The following is a 17,007-nucleotide window of genomic DNA, read 5'->3' as shown; positions in this document are numbered from 1 at the left end:
ACGGGTATCCGGAGAGGTAGTGCATCATAAATATGCCACTTGCTTAAGAATAAACACCATGCTCTATACGCAAAATTAACCTAGTAACCATCATTACTCCTTTGTCTGAGTCCATCATCTCCGAAGGAGTCTTCCACTGTAATACCTTATTAGGTTCTTCACACCATTTTAACGCTGTACTTTCATTGCCTTCAAAAAGCGCAGTAATTTGTAGAAGCGATTCATTTCTTGTCTGCATGCTTAATACCTGATGAACATTTGAGCGCTTCGATAAGTGTGTTTCGTTCTTCCTCTGTCATCCGGGAGATAAGCAATGCAAGTTCTGCTGTGGTCTGATCATCACAAAAAAAGTAGTTCAACGGTACGTTTAACTCCGCAGCCATCCGTCGCAGTGTATCGATATCTGGGACATGCCGTCCTTTCTCGTAATGGTTCATACGACTGCTGGCCGATGCAGGATCAAAGCCAACAAGGATCCCCAGAGAGCGCTGAGATATTCCAGCTTTGCTTCTGGCCTCCTTAAGTCGTTCCGGTATGGGATTTTTTTCTGGCACAGTGTCATCTTCATCGATCCTGAGTGCTTAGATTGTCTAAGTATCTTTCATTGTTGTATACTTAGCAATCCTAAGCTAACAGTCCTTTTCAGCCATTATGAATAATCGTGTAATCACCCCAGCATCGTACATATTTTCCGCAATCATTTACTTTGGTGAAGAGAATTTCACCAGTAACGATTTAGCAATAATTCTTGTTGAGAAATTTTCACTACAAAAAGATTATTTAAAGGCAAAATCTTTTACCTATAACCAAATACAAAACCTCGTCAATAAAGGGCTGTTAAATAAAGTAAGGAAAAATAATATTTATCAATATGTATACTCAACTACCCCAGAATTTAAATGTGCCATGGAAAGCGTTGAGTTAATTCACCCGGAGACCGGTATTACTTTACAAAAAACCGTATGCGACACAATCCAAATAAGTAATGATATAAAAATAACACTGAAGAGTCTTATTGATAAGTACATGTGTGAGTTAGAAAAAATATCTGGTGCGAAAGAGATTTATGAAGAGCTAACCATTATAGTGCCTGAAAGGGGAAAGGAGTTCAGACAACTTTCAATTGAGCAAAGCAGAAAATTTATCAGAACAAATGAAAAACTAAATACGTTAAAAAACATTGTCGATAAAAATTTTCACTAAGATAAGAAGTATTCCGTGAAACCTTGAGCCAGGCTATATTAAAAGAAGGAGTGAAATGGACTTTGCTCTCTCTTAGGTTACGGGGTTATTGTGGGGAATATTATTGCAGATAGTTCTCCGTTCCCTAAGGGACCCTAAGGCCCTGATAATTTCAGCTAACAATACAAATATTTTCTTGTAATTTGGTAGGTTAAAGGCTACGATCGCAGGCGACTAGACATAGGATTGACCTCGACGACGCTGGCCAAAAAAACCATAACAGAGTAAAGATGTTCCTGAAAAAGAGTCCATCAATATATGGGCTCTTTTTTATTGTCATCCTTAAAGCCCATATAGTGGAGGTTGTGATTGATTCTGTAAGGCTATAGTTTGAAGAATTTCCATGTCAGTATATCTGCTTACTTACCATGAAGACAGTGGATAGGAGCGGCCAGATATAAACTAGAATTTAAAGCGGGCTGGCCGAGTCTGCTGTGGTCGATAGAATTGAACCATCTATTTGAGATAGCTTGCTTCATGTTTGTCCAACATATAGTGTTGTATTGCCTTATTTGAAACTATGATTAGTTTTTTTCAATGTAGTAATCAGGTCTAACTGCTGGACTTTTGTCAAATTGGATATTAGATAAACCAACTCTGTAATCATTGTGCTCTCACTATTGATTTCATTTTTACGTAATTCATGAATTTCATTAATTAAGTTAATTTCACGGCTCAAAGAGTCATTTAAGCTTTTTTTTAGTTTTTGAATCTCTAGATTTAACTTTGAGGTGTTTAGATCTGATTTGACCTTTTTATTTACCTTATGTCTATCGATGGTTTGAATTAGATCGCTGAATACTGGTCTTGATTTCTTAATGCTTCCTTTAGACTGCCCAGCTTCCAGTGATACAGAATCATAAGATATCTTTGTTCCTTTTGATACGATATTAGGAGTATTTTTAATAAGCCTGTCTAAAGCTTCATAATATTTTTCAAGCGCTTTCATGGCTAGTCCTCTTCTTTTGATTGAATATATTTCAACTTTTTCTCAAGTAAATCTAAATCGTAGCTTTCAGTTCTAAATTCTAAGGTATCAATGTCAAGATTATTAACTAAGTTGCGCTGTGCAGCAACAACAGCTTCAAATTTCTCACTCTTCAATATAGCATTCTTACAATCAAGACATCCTGTTAGTGATCTTATTGCTCTCTGATTACAAGGATCTATTGAAGTACATCCTCCTAAACATGTTTCCGTATATGCAAGTTGGCCAAGTTTGAACTGTTTAATTGTTTTTTCTCTGTCATAATTAATATTTGTTATATTATTGATGATTATTCCTTGCGCTCCATGAAATTTGCTTTGGGGCCCTGTAATTAAATTTATATAGTCTAGCGCTTGACTATAGTTTTGAGCTTCCTGAAATTCATTTACAAAATGATTTCTCTCAAAAGAAATTAAGTTTTTAGCAAAGCTGCTTCCTTTTGAATAATAAAGTGTCATCTGTATGGATAAATGCTGCAATTGTCTTTTGAGTGATGTTAGATTCACCATACCGGATCGTGCACAATACAGTGCTAAAGTTCGCCTGAACTGATGTGTTTGTAAGGGCCAAGCATTGCCAATACGAAGGTCACTTTCAGATTCCCATGCTCTAAAAGGATCTATTTTCTTCAGTTCATTTAAATCTTCTTCTATAATATTTATTTTTAACCAATCAGTTTTACGTAACTCATCAAAAGAATTAAGCTCTGCAATTAAAAATGATTTAGAGCCTCTTTTGGGAGGTGGAAGGTATATTCCTAAGTAGGATACTCTAGTAAAAAGAGGTATAGTGTTTCCTTGTTTTTCTGCATCGTTAGTAGAGTTAGCAATGAGTTTACTAATTATGGAGGCTACTGCGACTGCTTTGAATCCTATCTCATTAGTAATCCATTGGGTCTCACACTCTGCTAACTTAGATGTTTTTCCTTTAATTATATAATATGTATTATCATTTTTTATATAGGTTTCAGCACAATCACTAGCTAGTGCTGATGCTTCACCTACACGCATGCCGGTATACATTTGAATTGCTAATCGACAAGTAAAAAAAATGCTATTAAGTAAATATACAGTGCCATGAATACTTTTACTTGCACTGAAGTCATCGAAAATACTGTCTATGTTATTGATGTGAATTATTTTTTTAAACTCATTTTTCGGATCTTGTTTAATATATCTTTGATTGCTTGTCATTATTTTAACTGCATCACTAAATTTCTTAGCACTGATAATAAATGAAAGCAGTTTTTCAATGTTTAAATGAAGTGTGTGAATTTTACTGTTTATGATATTTATATAATTGAGGTATATCCTAGGAGGAATTGGAGATACTTGTTTAAGATTAGTACGGTATCTGTTTATTACCTTAGTTAATGAGGGGAGTAAAGTTAGGTCATAAATGATAAATGGGTTAAGCTTATTATCTACTTTCTTGAATGCTAGTAAAAACCTTCTGGTTGCATACATAGTGCTAGGTTTTAATGAAAAAAGGCAAATACTTAGATGTCTTTCTGAGATTAGAAGCTCTTGTAATGTTAAAGAAGTCTCAAGGCAATATCTGCCGAAAATATTTAATATATATCCTAAGTCAGATATACATTTAACTTTAAATTTATTTCCTTTTCTAAACCATATGTAAATAAATACAAGGTGCTTCATTTCATTGATGATGTTATTTATCTGCTCTGAATTATTATTATTTGTCCAGTGTATGAATGAAAGAATTCTACTTTTGCTAGATAAATCATATCCTGAAAAATCCCATTTATTATCGCCATAATATGATACAACATTGCCATCTTTATCTTTACTAATTGCATGCGAATTCGATGGTGGGTATTTACTAGAAATTAATATGGGGTCAGGTTCAATCATATCATTAGTCAAAAGTAACCTAGCATTGAATTTGTCGTTGTGTCTCATTCAAACATCTCCAATCTGATATAGCATACTCAGCTTATGTGACCAGTATGATTCAAGATGTTGTTCAATATACACCTGTATTTTTACTTGCTCAACTAAGGCTGGATTTATTTGTTCTATCTGACTTACTATCTCATCAATCCTATTAATAACAGGGTCGTAAATTAAATGCCATTGATCTATAGTCTTAGATAAATGCTGAGTATGCTCAATACTATACTTACAGCTCAGGATTTTTTGTAGGTCCTTTTTATCGGCATGAATAAGATAGTTTGAACAAAATAAGCATCCTTCAGGTTGTTTACAATTAGGTTTGATAAGCGTATTTTCAGAAAATTGAATGGGTGTGTTTGGTTGTTTACATCCCCCAACTGATGTTGATTGTAGATAATCCTCATCAGTAATATGTTTTGCATTAGATAATTGCTCTAGATAAGTTCCTAGCTCCTCCGTTTGACGTGTGAACGAGCCTGAAGAGTAATGCTTGCTTATTGTATCGTCTGTGTTTTGTAGCAATTTCGATGCAACATATGGATCTGCGTTATTAATTAGCCATTCTGATTTAAGATTACGCCACTCCCTAGCGGTAATCAGTTTGGAAGAATAACCAATTCTACTTATGATTTTCTTTATTTTTGCACTTATGCCATTTAAATCTCGATGGTTGCTATAACGAGAATCAAAGGAGGGTATAAGGAATTGAGATAATTCGTAATTTAGGAAGTATTTTCTTAGCTCAAGGTAGCGTTTCATAATCGGAAGAAAGTTACTACTAATTCTGAAGTGGACAATTCTGTTATTTGCTCTGTGCTTTATAATTTTGAAATCCATACTTTCTTTTTCAACCGAATACTCGTTGTCCCATATAATGTTTAACAATTGAATAGGATTCATTCCTGTATTAGCAATAAATAAAAATACAAATGATGACATCGCGGTGATAGCTAAATCTCTTTTTTGATAAGAGTGGCTAATTTTATTGAACTTATTAATTGAATGCTTAGCGACTTTAATAATTCTGTCTCTATCTTTTTTGTGCCTTTCACCACGTTCTATTAGTTCTTTATGAGTCACGACTCGTCCTTTACCAAAATTGTAGCCTTTATTTATGCCTTGATTGCTAGTTCCATTTGCTGACAGATCTGTCTGACACCATGTTTTGGTCGGGAAAAGCCAAAAACAGTCATTTTCAACATTTAAGAAGGGGGGAACTTGCAATTGATAGGGATAGTCCTTTTTCTCAAGCAGGAAATCACAAATACCATTAAATAAACTTAATAGAAGTTGAATGTTTTCGCCCACTGTCCGATCATCTGGTAGTATAGTCGCTGTTTGCCTCTGATATGAATAATCAATCAAAGGAAGACTATCTTGATTATCAGCGTGTATTATCGTTCGAAGGAGCCTTTGTATTGAATTCAATACGGAAATTGTTGTTGTCGCTTTATACTTGCGCGCAGATACACGTTCCCAATGATAGTCTGCATAACTCTTGAATGCATCAATACACTGTATATCATTATCTAAACAGCTATGAAGATTATTTGCATCACACCATCTAATAAATTGAATGAATCTTGAAAGGTCATAAGATAGTTTTGATTCTCTGATAGAACTTTGTGTTAGATCTATATGTATTGAACTAATAAGATTAGCAATTAATGGTTTTCTATTCTTGTTTATTACATCACCAAAGACTTTGGATCCGACAATCAAAACCTTTTCATAGAACAGTGAGTTGATGTAATGATTTCGACGGTAGAAATTTATTATAACTTTTGAATGGTCTAAATGCTCTAATGACTGGTTGAAATATCTATCGATTGCAATTGATGCTTTCAATAATTCGATCATAATTTCTTACTCCAAATTTTATCTATCAATATTTGGAGATGCAATTCGTATTCTTCTTGATATGTGGTGTAATTGGATAAATTGCTACGATAATTGAGGTATAAATCGGTAGTATTGCTTGATAAATGTCCCATGCGGGACTTTACATATTCTCTGGCATCGTGCAATGTCATTTTACCTTCCTCCACGCCTGCAAGAAGAGAAGATGTAAGATTCATTCCGAAAGTAGCTCTCAAATCATGATATTTATAAGTATAGTTCGATCTTGCTAATCTTTTTCTCATCATTGGTATAACACGATTTTTTATAAATTGCCTTACCGCTTCTCCATTATGTAATGTTTTAATATCCAGATTAGAATCCTTAAGGTGTTTTCTGCTTAGATAATATGGTGTTCCTCTATTACTCAAGAACAGAAAATCTTCCGACATTTGATCTTTGTTTTTTTTGATTCTATTAGATGCCCTATTGCTATATTTATATATTCGTGTCATTTTATACAACCATTTTGGCATTACGAGTATAATATTCTTATTGTTTTTAGTATCAATACCGGTGCTTTCTCCTGTTAATATTCTTATTTCATGATTAATAGTGTTTGTGTCTTTTTCGAATAAGGAACTCTTTAAGGTTAGCACTGTTTGTATTCTAGCTCCTGTGAACAGCGCTATCAAATGTATCAATAACATTTCTGTGTTTTCTAAACTGATAAGAGTTTCGATTAGAGTGGATTGCTCCTCTATTTCAAGAGGACGTAAACGTCCTTCATCTCGGATATCTGTGGAATAGGGGGTAATCTCTTTTTGTGATTTAATAGTTAAATCAGTTTTTGTTTTTTTTAGCAGATACCTGAATCCGACTTTATCAAATGTATTGACATAAACATCACTTTCGCACCAAGGGATATTCTTAGGAATAAAAAAACCATCGCGAATTAGGTATCTATAGAACAATATCATTGTTGAAACTCTTCGTTTTACCGTTTGAGAACTTAATTTTCCATTCTGAATTTGATTTACTAGGAAATTTCTATATTTATATGTCGGCCTTAGTAGTTTTTGCTCAGGGAAGTCATACAAGTCAATATTGTTTTCGTCTATAAAATTCTTGAAGTTTGTAAGATCAGACACTATGCAGTGATAAGTCACAGGATTGTAATTAAAGTCATTTTTGGCTTTATCAATAATGTAAAGCGTTGAATGTATCCATGGCGAACCATCAGCATTTAAAATTATCGGGAGAAAATTATATATGTTATTCTTTATAATTTGATCATTGACAGTTATATCTTCATCTTTTTTTGTCCAGTAATTTAGATTGGTTTGTAGAGAGATCATTTCTGCATTTGATTCATTTTCATTACAGACATGAGTTATACAAAACTTCGATATTGTCATTTTCTTGCTTGAAGACATAGCGGCACCTCATTTTAAGAGCTATGCTTGTACTTTCTTTTGAATCTACAAAGTATGGTTCAGATTGTGAAATCTACAAGTAACAAAGACGGGGCCGAAATTCTGATTGACCGCGGGTGGGACAAAGCGCTCGGCGAAAAGAACTTTGACGATCCGCAAAACCAGCAGCGGCGCCCCCGTCGCCTGACCCCGCGCGAATGCGCGCGTTTGATGGGCTTCGAAGCGCCTCAGGGCTACCAGTTCCGCATTCCGGTTTCGGATACCCAGGCCTATCGTCAGTTCGGGAATTCGGTGGTCGTCCCCGCGTTTGCGGCGGTGGCGAAGATGTTGAGATCCCGAATATTGCAGGCGGTTGAGCTGCGTAAGGGCGAGAAAGCCGATGGCGGACGTTCATAACCCGGCCACCCGCAGTAAAAATATGCGTGCCATTGGCAGGCAGAATACCGCCATCGAAAAGCGTCTGGCTGCGCTGCTGACCGAAGCCGGATTTGATTACACCGTTCAGGACGCAACGCTACCCGGTCGCCCTGATTTTGTGCTGGAAGCCTGGCGCTGCATCCTCTTTACCCACGGTTGTTTCTGGCATCATCACGACTGCTATCTGTTCAAAGTGCCGGAAACACGCACTGAATTTTGGTTGCAAAAAATCGGCAAAAACGTTGAGCGTGACGCCCGGGATATCGCGCGTCTGAAAGCGCAGGGCTGGCGGGTGATGGTGGTTTGGGAGTGTGCGCTACGCGGGAAGCTCAGGCTTAGCGATGCGGCACTTGGGGAGCGGCTGGAAGAGTGGATCTGCGGCGGTGAGGGCTGCGCGCAGATCGACACTCAGGGCATTGCGGCGTTACCCGTTACTTCTCACTCTGACATGGCGTAGCGGGGGCCCGCATCGGGAACAGCGTTTTGCCAAGCGTCACCAGCACCACTGCAAAAATAATGATCCCCAGCGCCAGCCATTCGACAGGCGACAGCGCCTCACCGCCAAAATGGGTGCCGAGCAGCACCGCCACCACCGGGTTGACGTACGCATAGCTGGTGGCGACCGCCGGGGAGACGTTGCGGATCAGATACATATAGGCGTTAATCGCAATCAGCGAGCCAAAAATGGCCAGATATCCCACCGCCAGAAAGCCCGACAGTGTCGGCATCTGCGTCAGCTTTTCACCGCTTAACCACGAGCCGCACATCAGCACCATGCCTGCCGCCAGCATTTCGATCGCACCGGCCATCATCCCGCTGGGCAGTTCAATGCGCGAACCGTAAACAGAGCCAAACGCCCAGCTTAACGACCCAATCAGGATCAGAATGGCTCCCCACGGATTGCCGCTGAGGTTGCCCCCGCTGTTCAGTAAAACGATACCCGCCAGACCGATGGCGATCCCGAGCCACTCCAGCTTGCGGGTTTTAATCCCGAACAGATAGCTAAAGCACAGCGCAAACAGCGGCACCGTGGCGACCATCACCGCCGCAATCCCGGAGGCAACGTGCTGATGTTCGGCAATGGTCACAAAACCATTGCCGATGGCGAGGAGCAGGACGCCTATCAGCGCTGCGTTCAACATCGGACGACGGGCAGGCAGCTTATGCCCGGTCAGGAGCAGGTAAGCCATCAGCAGCACACCGGCAGACAGAAAACGCACCCCGGCCATCATCATTGGCGGCCAGCTTTCCACCCCAATGCTAATGGCAAAATAGGTCGATCCCCAGATGATATAGAGTGCAAAAAGCGCTCCAATAAGCGGTAATAGTTGTCGGCTGTGCATGACGTTTCTCAAACAATGAATTGGGCGCATACAGTTAACGGGAAAACCCGTCGTCTGGCGAGCGCTTTAATTAGCAAGCTATGTTGTATTTTTGTTGACAGTTTGTATGCTTGGGCGCGTTGCGTCTTTTGCTTCATACTGTAGGTCAGTCAGATAAATAAAAACGAAGGAGCATCATTTGGCCGGAAGCAGTCTTTTAACGTTACTTGATGATATCGCCACCCTGCTGGACGATATTTCGATGATGGGCAAACTGGCGGCGAAAAAGACCGCTGGGGTGTTGGGGGATGATTTGTCGCTTAACGCCCAGCAGGTGTCGGGTGTGCGCGCCAACCGTGAATTGCCCGTCGTCTGGAGTGTGGCAAAAGGTTCGTTCATTAACAAAGTGATCCTCGTGCCGCTGGCGCTGCTGATCAGTGCTTTTTTGCCGTGGGCGATTACCCCGTTGTTGATGATTGGTGGCGCATTCCTCTGCTTTGAGGGCGTAGAAAAAGTGTTGCACTCGCTGCATGCGCGTAAGCACAAAGAAGACCCGCAGGCCCGTCAGCAGCGTCTGGATGCATTGGCGAAGCAGGATCCTCTGGTGCTTGAGCGTGACAAAGTGAAAGGCGCGATACGCACCGATTTTATTTTGTCGGCGGAAATCGTCGCCATCACGCTGGGGATTGTGGCCGATGCGCCGCTGCTCAATCAGGTGCTTATCCTCTCAGGGATCGCCATCCTGGTTACCGTGGGCGTGTATGGCCTGGTGGGGGTGATTGTTAAACTCGACGACATGGGTTACTGGCTGGTGGAGAAAACCAGCGCAGTGGCCCAGGCGGTCGGCAAAGCATTACTGTTTATCGCCCCGTGGCTGATGAAAGTGCTGTCGGTCGTGGGCACGCTGGCGATGTTTTTAGTCGGCGGTGGCATCGTGGTGCACGGTATCACCGTGTTACATCATGCGATTGAAGGTTTTGCCGCCGCGCAGGGTAGCGTCGTGGCGCTACTGTTGCCAACGTTGTTCAATTTAGTCTTTGGCTTTATCGTCGGTGCGGTGGTGCTGGCGGGCGTGAAGCTTATCTCACGGCTGCGCTCGGCTACGTAAATGTTGTTAAGCAACTACGCAAAACAAACCATTTTCGGCTATCGTGAAACAGTTTCACTCTGATACCGGAGGCAGTTATGGTCTTTTTGGTCAGTGATGAGGTTAAACCGAAAAGTGGCGGGCCGCATATGGTGGTCACCGGGTACGCCAGCGGCATGGTTGAGTGTCGTTGGTATGACGGGTTCGGTGTGAAGCGGGAAGCCTTCCGCGAAGACGAACTCATGCCAGGGGACCGGCGGATTCAAGACGAGTCATGACGACCACGCCCGGCACCCGCCGGGCGTTTTCGTTGGTCGTTAACAGGTATCAGGCAATACTCAGGGAGTTTGTGTGCCGCACGTAACACGCGTAGAAAATCCGCGCTGGCTGAACAGACTCAGCCGTTATTCGAACCCGGGTAGGGTCGTCAACGTTTGTTTTTTTGTGGTACTGCTGTTCTCAACGCTGCTGACGTGGCGTGAAGTCGCGGTACTTGAAGATGCCTACATTTCCAGCCAGCGCAACACGCTGGAAAACGTGGCCCATGAGTTGAACAACCAACTGCAGGTCAACATTGACCGGTTGACCTTTTACCGCAATGGGATGCAGGCCGCGTTAGGCACGCCGTTGGCGTTTGATGGTCTGAAAAATGCGGAAGATCAGTTTCAGCAGAAACGGGCGCAGCATCAGTGGTCCATCTCCCTGAATAATCAGCGCACGCTGCCGGTGTACGGGGTGTCGGATACCTTTGTGGATGAAACCACGCTCCTGTCACGTGATTATCCGTTGCTGAAAAATGAGCTGAGCGCCACGCTCGAAGTCGGCTATCTCCTGCGCCTCTCAACGACCCTGAGGCGCACCACGCAGCAGATGCTGTACGTCTCGCGGGCCGGGTTTTATATCACCAGCAATGCGCTGGACAGAAGCAATGACGTGGTCGAACAATATTACTCCCTGGTGACCAGCCCTTGGTTTGCCGAGCAGTCGCAGCATCGAAATCCTGCTCGGGGTATGCGCTGGCTAAGCTGGATGGCGGATACCCCAAACGGCGAGATGCGGCGCGTGGCGCTGGCCCTGCCGGTGGACTATCAGCATTACTGGTACGGCGTGCTGGCGATTGAGTTTTCTCTCCCGCAAATGAAACAGCTGCTGAGTGTGGCAACCCAGGGCGAAGAGGACGGCGAGTTCCGTTTGTACGACAAGAAAATGAATCTGCTGGCCAGTTCGATGACCAACAATGGCACCACCCCATCGCCGTTAAGCGAACAGGAAAAAGCCCAGTTGGCCCATGCGTTTGAGCGTGATACCCGCGGTGGATTGCGCTTCACCACCCGATACGTGAACTGGGAAAAAATGCGCAATTTCGATGGGGTGCTGGTTCGTATTCATCACCTGGATGAAGGCGTGCGCGGTGATTTCGGTATTATCTCTGTGGCGCTGGGTCTGGTGTGGGCTTTATTTACCTCGATGCTGATCCTGTCGTGGGTGGTTATCCGCCGTATGGTAAGCAACATGAGCACCCTGCAAGCCTCGCTGCAATGGCAGGCGTGGCATGACGGCCTGACGCGGCTCTACAACCGCAGCACGCTGTTTGATTTGGCAGGCAAGGCCGCCAAACAATGCGAAGAGCAGGGACGTTCAGTGTCGGTTATTCAGCTCGATCTGGATTTCTTCAAGAGCATCAATGACCGCTTTGGTCATCAGGCCGGAGACCGGGTGCTGAACCACGTGGCGGGAATGATAAGTTCACAGATCCGCCAGGAAGACCTGGCCGGTCGCGTGGGCGGGGAAGAGTTCTGCATTGTCCTGCCGGGCACAACCCGGGGGGACGCCTGCGCCATGGCCGAACGTATCCGGGCGCGGATAAATAATCGAGAGATATTGATTGGTAAGAGCGAAACGCTGCGCATCAGCGCGTCGTTAGGCGTGAGCAGCAGTGAGGATAAAGGGCTGTACGACATTGAGTATCTGCAATCCATTGCCGATAGTCGACTGTATCTGGCGAAGCAAAAAGGGCGAAACCGTGTCTGCTGTCAGGACGATGACAGCCAGTAATCGAGCCCTTCGCGCCAGCCGTCAGGGCCACTTTGCCGGGTGTGATACGCGCGTTCGGGCGTATCATCCCGCAGCCTGACGCCATCGCGGTTTAACCCTTTCACCACCACTGCGTAATCGGTGGTGTCCAGCAGCGGCGCGTCGTTCGGCCCGTCGCCCAGCCCAATCGATACCCGACGAAACCCTTCGCGCTGCTGATAGCGGCCCAGCAGCCAGGTCACCGCCTGGGCTTTGCCACCGCGCGCATCCAGCACGTGCCAGAAGCGCGCCCCCTGCACAAATTGCAGTCCTAGCGAGGCCAGCGTTGCGCTAAATTCTGCCATTCGTTCATCACTATCACGCCAGATAAGCGTTTCTGACGCCTCATGCAGGCGGGCCAGGGCCGCATGTTTGAGGTTCATGCCGGTCCACTCTGCAATCTGTTGTTCACTGACGTCGGAAAAGGTGGTGAATTTGAATCCGTCATTTTCCCGTAACTGTTGCAGTACATCCTGAATTTCCGCATGCGGTGAGCCGGTTATCAGCCGCGGATACGCATCGTCGTCCTGCCAGGCCTCCGCCAATTGGATGACCGCCCCGTTTTCGGCAATAAGCGGCTGCAGGCCCAATCCAAGTTCTTTTTGCAGCAGCATCATCTCCGCCGCGGTTTTACTGCTGCACAACACCACGGGAACCTTATGCTCCTGTAGGCGCAATAACCAGTCGCTGGCAGGCTGCCAGAGCTGAGTGTGACTGTCGAGCAGGGTGCCCTCAACGTCGGTAAACACGATCAGGGACTGTTGCAGATCAGGCATTACTTCTCCTTAAACGTAAAAGCAGGCCAGAAAATTCCTAAATACATTCATGGTAATTATGAATAATGCTTGTCTTGCAAAAAAATTGAGGATAATGTTTTACCCGCATCAGATTTCCTGGTGTAACGAATTTTCAAGTGCTTCTTGCGAAGGCAAGCTTCAACCCGACCACTCCGTGGCCGGGTTTTTTTTAGCCCGCGTTCAGCGATTCACTTCACTGATGCTGAAGTCGTGAATATCCAGTTCGAAGGCTTCGGCCAGCTCACGCCAGGTGTGGTATTCCCGGCCATCGACGCTGACGTGATGGGTGGAATCCCCGGCGCGGTGTACTTCGCTTTCGCTAATTTCGTTGATGGCATCCAGCAGGGCATCCACATCAACGTTCACCTCGCGCTTGGCGGTGTCGCTGTACTCTTTAGCGGTTTTCATCAGAGGCTCCTCTTGCATGGCTGACGACATTACCCATCACAAAGTATAGTCGGTCGAAAAAAACAGCCATTGGCAGCGCGGACGCTGTCAGGGCGGACGTTTTGTTCTACACTGGCTGAAGTAAAAGACAGGAGAAAAGGTATGCAGGTTAACGATCGCGTAACGGTCAAAACGGACGGTGGCCCACGTCGGCCGGGCGTGGTACTGGCTGTGGAACAATTTAGTGAAGGGACGATGTATCTGGTTTCGCTGGAAGATTATCCAATGGGGATTTGGTTCTTTAACGAAACGGGCCATCAGGATGGCATTTTTGTCGAAAAAGTAGACTAAACGATTTTCCACTGGCGGAGTATTTCCGCCAGTGCTGTCGGCATTTTCAGCGCATATTGACATAGATCCCGCTGGTTACATTATCTGTCAATCGGACAACATGATAAATAACCTGCTTATTGTGGGTTTTTATTTTCTTTTTAATATTACCTTTATGTGATGATACCGTTTTTGCCTTAATATTCATCTGGTCGGATATCTGAATCGTTCCCTGTCCCGACATCCACATTTTCAACATACTTGATTCGGTCCTGCTGAGAGACAACGTGGGGATCTTTACCCGACTCACATTGTCGCTGATCTTCTGCAGGTAATCCGCCAGAATTCCGTCTAATGACTCAGGCTTAATCGACTTCGAACTAATTAACAGATTATCTCGGACCAACAGGTACTCATCAAAATGAATATTGGCAATTGCCATAAATACGATAAACAGTGTCCTGGGGTGTTGATTAATGATCTGCTTAATATGCTGACTGCTTTCTGTATCGTGGATAAAACAGTCTTCATTAATGAACACGACAGCCGGGTGTAACGCCCTGCAGGCCTCTTCAAGCTCACTGATGGTCTCAACGTCGCCGATATCACGTTTTCTGATGCCCCGGCTGGTCAAGTACCCGGTTAATCCAAGCCGGGTGTAACTGCATAGATCCATAATAATCGTTGACATGGCAAACCCTCACTCAATGCATAACGATAATTAACCCAAGCCCGATTACTTCTTATTTGTCACCGTGCGCTAAACCAGCAGTTTCAAAGAGCATGACAGAGAATCGGGCGACCTCAACTATCCCGTAAAGTTACGTATAATTTGCCAGGAATCATCTCAAAGTAAAGTAAATGTTAGGATGTGTGAGGGACCTAAAAACAATTAACCCGCGCCAGAGTTATCCTGGTAGATGTTTTTGCAAAGTGGTTTTAAGAATATCCTTAGGATGCCCCTTTTAATATTAAGGAGAACTTATCTTAGGTAACTCACTGATAATATCTGCCAATAGATCGAATATTTCGCTGAACAGATGTTCACAGAAGGGAGCGATGAGCGGCATTAACGCGGCCATCAAAATAATGCCAACGGTCAAGGTTATCGGGAAGCCGATAACAAACACCGACAGCTGCGGGGCCATGCGGTTCAACATGCCCAGCGCCAGGTTAATGGTCAGCAGCAGGGTGATGACCGGCAGGGCCAGCATCAGGCCGTTGAGGAAGATAAGCCCCCCGGCGCGCGTCAGTGCCATAAATGCGTTGCTGTTCAGCGGCTGGCCGCCAATCGGCAGGGTATGGAAGGTATCCACCAGCATCGAAATCAGCCACAGATGGCCGTTGAATACAAGAAACAGCAGCATCGCCAGCATATCCATAATGCGGGCGAGGACCGGCATACTGAGGTGGCTGCTTGGGTCGACAAAGGTGGCGAACGACAGGCCCATTTGCAGGCCGATAATTTCCCCGGCGGTACGCACCGCGGCGAAGGCAAACTGCATGGTAAAACCGAGCGCAATGCCGATCAGGATTTGCTGCATCGCCAGCCATAGCGCGTTGGGTGAGAAAATCGTCACGTCGGTGGCGGGCAGGGAAGGCGCAATGATAAAGGTAATGATGACCCCGAGCCCCAGCTTGACGCGCTTCGGTACTGATTTTTCGCTCAGAATGGGCGCGGTGGAAATCAGCGCCAGCACGCGCAATAGCGGCCAGAAATAGAGGCTAAGCCAGTGCAGCCATTGGTCGCTTGAGACATGTAACATCCCGCTTATCCGATGATGTACGGCAGGTTGGTAAACAGGGTACGCACATAGTCCAGCAGCAGGTTCAGCATCCACGGGCCTGCCACAATGATGGCGATGAACACGGCGATAATTTTTGGAATGAACGACAGCGTCATTTCGTTAATCTGGGTCGCGGCTTGCAGAATACTGATCAGCAAGCCGGTCACCAGCGCCACCAACAGCAGCGGGGCAGCCAGGGCCAGCGCGACTTTCATCGCTTCCGTGCCAAGCATCATTACCGATTCAGGGGTCATGGCGGCACTCCTTAACTGTAGAAACTTTGGGCCAGCGACCCGACTAACAGCTGCCAGCCATCGACCAGCACGAACAGCATCAGCTTGAACGGCAGGGCAATCGTGGCCGGAGGCACCATCATCATTCCCAGCGCCATCAGCACGCTGGCCACCACCAAATCGATAATCAGGAACGGAATGAAAATGGTGAAGCCAATCTGGAACGCCGTTTTCAGCTCGCTGGTCACGTAGGCGGGAAGCAGGATACGCATTGGCACCGCTTCCGGGCCCTGAATCGGCGGGGTATTCGCCAGTCGGGCAAACAGGGCTAAATCGGCCTCGCGCGTCTGGCGCAGCATAAATTCACGCAGCGGCTGCGCGCCCTTATCAATCGCCTGCTCAAGGGTGATTTTGTCCGCGGTAAACGGCTGATAGGCGTCGGCGTAAATCTTGTCGATAACCGGCGACATAATGAAAAAAGTCAGGAACAGCGCCAGGCCGAGCAGCACCTGGTTTGGCGGTGCGGAGGCGGTGCCGAGCGCGCTGCGTAGCAGGCCAAACACGATGATGATGCGCGTAAAGCTGGTCATCATCAGCAAAATGGCGGGCAGGAAGGTCAGCGAGGTGATAAACACCAATGTCTGCACCGGCAGAGACCAGCTCTGGCCGCCGTTAGGCAACGGCTGGCTGACGAGACCCGGTAGCTGGGCAAAAGCCGCCGGAGACAACAGGCACAGCGTGACCAGCGAAAGGGACAACAGACGGCGCATCAGAGTCTCCCAGGACGCTTGATAACGGATTTCATCAGTGAGGCAAAATCAGGGGTGTCCGCTTTTGGCGCATCGGGGTCGATGACCGTCGGCGGCAGTTTATGCAGCAGCGTGACCTGGCTTGAGGTGACGCCGAGCACCAGACGGGCGTCTTGCACATCGACAATCACCACCCGCTCACGCTGGCCGATCGCCGCGCTGGCGCTGACCTTCAGCTCTTTAGTCGCTGAGGTTTTCACCCCGCTAATGCCAAAGCGTTTCGCCAGCCAGGCCGCGGCCAGGATCAGCAGAATAATCCCCAGCAGCGCGCCGCTGACTTCCATCAGCCCAGACGAGGGGGCGGCCATTGGGGCCGGTTGGAGCATACCTGACTGGGGTTTCAT

20 protein-coding genes and 1 pseudogene are annotated in these 17,007 nt (G+C 45.5%); 7 read left to right on the top strand and 14 right to left on the bottom strand.

Features of this window, described 5'->3' with window-relative positions:
- Positions 1 to 43 precede the first annotated feature (43 nt).
- Both ACG0Z5_RS04425 and ACG0Z5_RS04420 read right to left on the bottom strand, forming a co-directional pair.
- Complete coding sequence (locus tag ACG0Z5_RS04425; RefSeq protein WP_394445637.1) at positions 44 to 238, bottom strand: antitoxin Xre/MbcA/ParS toxin-binding domain-containing protein; 195 nt, start codon at positions 236 to 238, stop codon at positions 44 to 46.
- A complete protein-coding gene (locus tag ACG0Z5_RS04420) occupies positions 222 to 554 on the bottom strand; it encodes a helix-turn-helix domain-containing protein (protein WP_394445635.1) in 333 nt (110 codons plus the stop codon). The genes ACG0Z5_RS04425 and ACG0Z5_RS04420 overlap by 17 nt, the downstream gene beginning before the upstream one ends.
- A 97-nt stretch (positions 555 to 651) precedes the next feature.
- Between ACG0Z5_RS04420 and ACG0Z5_RS04415 the strand changes: the two genes are divergently transcribed.
- On the top strand, positions 652 to 1,203 hold the full coding sequence (locus tag ACG0Z5_RS04415; RefSeq protein ID WP_394445633.1) for a hypothetical protein: 552 nt from the start codon (positions 652 to 654) through the stop codon (positions 1,201 to 1,203).
- A 547-nt stretch (positions 1,204 to 1,750) separates the two neighbouring features.
- Here ACG0Z5_RS04415 and ACG0Z5_RS04410 read toward each other — a convergent pair.
- Genes ACG0Z5_RS04410 through ACG0Z5_RS04395 form a run of 4 tightly spaced genes read right to left on the bottom strand, consistent with a single transcriptional unit; the run spans position 1,751 to position 7,421 of the window.
- Entirely contained in the window at positions 1,751 to 2,191 is a 441-nt protein-coding gene (locus ACG0Z5_RS04410; protein ID WP_394445631.1) for a hypothetical protein, read from the bottom strand.
- Between the two features lie 2 nt (positions 2,192 to 2,193).
- Positions 2,194 to 4,152 carry a hypothetical protein gene (locus ACG0Z5_RS04405; protein ID WP_394445629.1) on the bottom strand — a complete coding sequence of 653 codons (1,959 nt, stop codon included), beginning with the start codon at positions 4,150 to 4,152 and terminating at the stop codon, positions 2,194 to 2,196.
- A complete protein-coding gene (locus tag ACG0Z5_RS04400; protein ID WP_394445627.1) occupies positions 4,153 to 6,006 on the bottom strand; it encodes a hypothetical protein in 1,854 nt (617 codons plus the stop codon).
- Positions 6,003 to 7,421 (bottom strand): hypothetical protein, encoded by a 1,419-nt coding sequence (locus ACG0Z5_RS04395; RefSeq protein ID WP_394445625.1) that lies wholly within the window; start codon positions 7,419 to 7,421, stop codon positions 6,003 to 6,005. Before ACG0Z5_RS04395 ends, ACG0Z5_RS04400 begins: the two co-directional genes overlap by 4 nt.
- 42 nt (positions 7,422 to 7,463) lie before the next feature.
- Between ACG0Z5_RS04395 and ACG0Z5_RS04390 the strand changes: the two are divergent.
- Together ACG0Z5_RS04390 and ACG0Z5_RS04385 are read left to right on the top strand one after the other, a co-directional pair.
- Positions 7,464 to 7,817, top strand: a pseudogene (locus ACG0Z5_RS04390) (DNA cytosine methyltransferase); the annotation flags it as partial.
- Positions 7,801 to 8,295: a very short patch repair endonuclease gene (locus ACG0Z5_RS04385; RefSeq protein WP_394445623.1), complete on the top strand. Its 495-nt coding sequence runs from the start codon at positions 7,801 to 7,803 to the stop codon at positions 8,293 to 8,295. The pseudogene ACG0Z5_RS04390 and the gene ACG0Z5_RS04385, both read left to right, overlap by 17 nt.
- Here ACG0Z5_RS04385 and yedA read toward each other — a convergent pair.
- The gene (yedA, locus tag ACG0Z5_RS04380; RefSeq protein ID WP_394445621.1) at positions 8,270 to 9,181 is read right to left on the bottom strand and encodes a drug/metabolite exporter YedA; all 912 of its coding nucleotides are present in this window, start codon (positions 9,179 to 9,181) and stop codon (positions 8,270 to 8,272) included. The two genes, ACG0Z5_RS04385 and yedA, sit on opposite strands and share 26 nt — an antisense overlap.
- Before the next feature lie 178 nt (positions 9,182 to 9,359).
- On the opposite strand from yedA, the gene ACG0Z5_RS04375 reads away from it, so the two are divergent.
- The 3 genes from ACG0Z5_RS04375 (at position 9,360) to dgcQ (ending at position 12,302) form a co-directional block, all read left to right on the top strand.
- Positions 9,360 to 10,268: a DUF808 domain-containing protein gene (locus ACG0Z5_RS04375; RefSeq protein ID WP_394445619.1), complete on the top strand. Its 909-nt coding sequence runs from the start codon at positions 9,360 to 9,362 to the stop codon at positions 10,266 to 10,268.
- A gap of 77 nt (positions 10,269 to 10,345) precedes the next feature.
- A complete protein-coding gene (locus ACG0Z5_RS04370; RefSeq protein WP_394445617.1) occupies positions 10,346 to 10,525 on the top strand; it encodes a YodC family protein in 180 nt (59 codons plus the stop codon).
- A 73-nt stretch (positions 10,526 to 10,598) separates the two neighbouring features.
- Positions 10,599 to 12,302 carry a cellulose biosynthesis regulator diguanylate cyclase DgcQ gene (gene dgcQ / locus ACG0Z5_RS04365; RefSeq protein WP_394445615.1) on the top strand — a complete coding sequence of 568 codons (1,704 nt, stop codon included), beginning with the start codon at positions 10,599 to 10,601 and terminating at the stop codon, positions 12,300 to 12,302.
- Here the strand turns inward: dgcQ and ACG0Z5_RS04360 are convergent.
- Entirely contained in the window at positions 12,281 to 13,096 is an 816-nt protein-coding gene (locus ACG0Z5_RS04360) for a mannosyl-3-phosphoglycerate phosphatase-related protein (RefSeq protein WP_394445613.1), read from the bottom strand. The genes dgcQ and ACG0Z5_RS04360 overlap by 22 nt on opposite strands.
- 201 nt (positions 13,097 to 13,297) lie before the next feature.
- Complete coding sequence (yodD, locus tag ACG0Z5_RS04355; RefSeq protein WP_319627754.1) at positions 13,298 to 13,525, bottom strand: YodD family peroxide/acid resistance protein; 228 nt, start codon at positions 13,523 to 13,525, stop codon at positions 13,298 to 13,300.
- A gap of 141 nt (positions 13,526 to 13,666) precedes the next feature.
- Here yodD and dsrB point away from each other — a divergent pair, with 141 nt between their 5' ends.
- Positions 13,667 to 13,855 (top strand): protein DsrB, encoded by a 189-nt coding sequence (gene dsrB / locus ACG0Z5_RS04350; RefSeq protein ID WP_319627755.1) that lies wholly within the window; start codon positions 13,667 to 13,669, stop codon positions 13,853 to 13,855.
- Positions 13,856 to 13,901: 46 nt separating this feature from the next.
- Here the strand turns inward: dsrB and rcsA are convergent, their stop codons facing one another.
- The 5 genes from rcsA to fliO form a co-directional block, all read right to left on the bottom strand.
- Positions 13,902 to 14,525 (bottom strand): transcriptional regulator RcsA, encoded by a 624-nt coding sequence (gene rcsA / locus ACG0Z5_RS04345; RefSeq protein ID WP_319627756.1) that lies wholly within the window; start codon positions 14,523 to 14,525, stop codon positions 13,902 to 13,904.
- Between the two features lie 280 nt (positions 14,526 to 14,805).
- Positions 14,806 to 15,600 (bottom strand): flagellar biosynthetic protein FliR, encoded by a 795-nt coding sequence (gene fliR, locus ACG0Z5_RS04340; protein ID WP_394445610.1) that lies wholly within the window; start codon positions 15,598 to 15,600, stop codon positions 14,806 to 14,808.
- 5 nt (positions 15,601 to 15,605) lie between these two features.
- The gene (gene fliQ / locus ACG0Z5_RS04335; RefSeq protein WP_319627758.1) at positions 15,606 to 15,875 is read right to left on the bottom strand and encodes a flagellar biosynthesis protein FliQ; all 270 of its coding nucleotides are present in this window, start codon (positions 15,873 to 15,875) and stop codon (positions 15,606 to 15,608) included.
- 11 nt (positions 15,876 to 15,886) lie between these two features.
- Positions 15,887 to 16,624 (bottom strand): flagellar type III secretion system pore protein FliP, encoded by a 738-nt coding sequence (gene fliP / locus ACG0Z5_RS04330; RefSeq protein ID WP_394445607.1) that lies wholly within the window; start codon positions 16,622 to 16,624, stop codon positions 15,887 to 15,889.
- Positions 16,624 to 17,007, bottom strand: coding sequence for a flagellar biosynthetic protein FliO (gene fliO / locus ACG0Z5_RS04325; RefSeq protein WP_394445605.1), 384 nt, complete (start codon positions 17,005 to 17,007; stop codon positions 16,624 to 16,626). Before fliO ends, fliP begins: the two co-directional genes overlap by 1 nt.

Origin of the sequence: Scandinavium sp. M-37 (assembly GCF_043558715.1) — a bacterium.
Taxonomy (GTDB): domain Bacteria; phylum Pseudomonadota; class Gammaproteobacteria; order Enterobacterales; family Enterobacteriaceae; genus Scandinavium; species Scandinavium vulneris_A.
The sequence above is the reverse complement of the archived record's forward strand: the minus strand, read 5'-3'. Positions and strand labels throughout refer to the sequence as shown.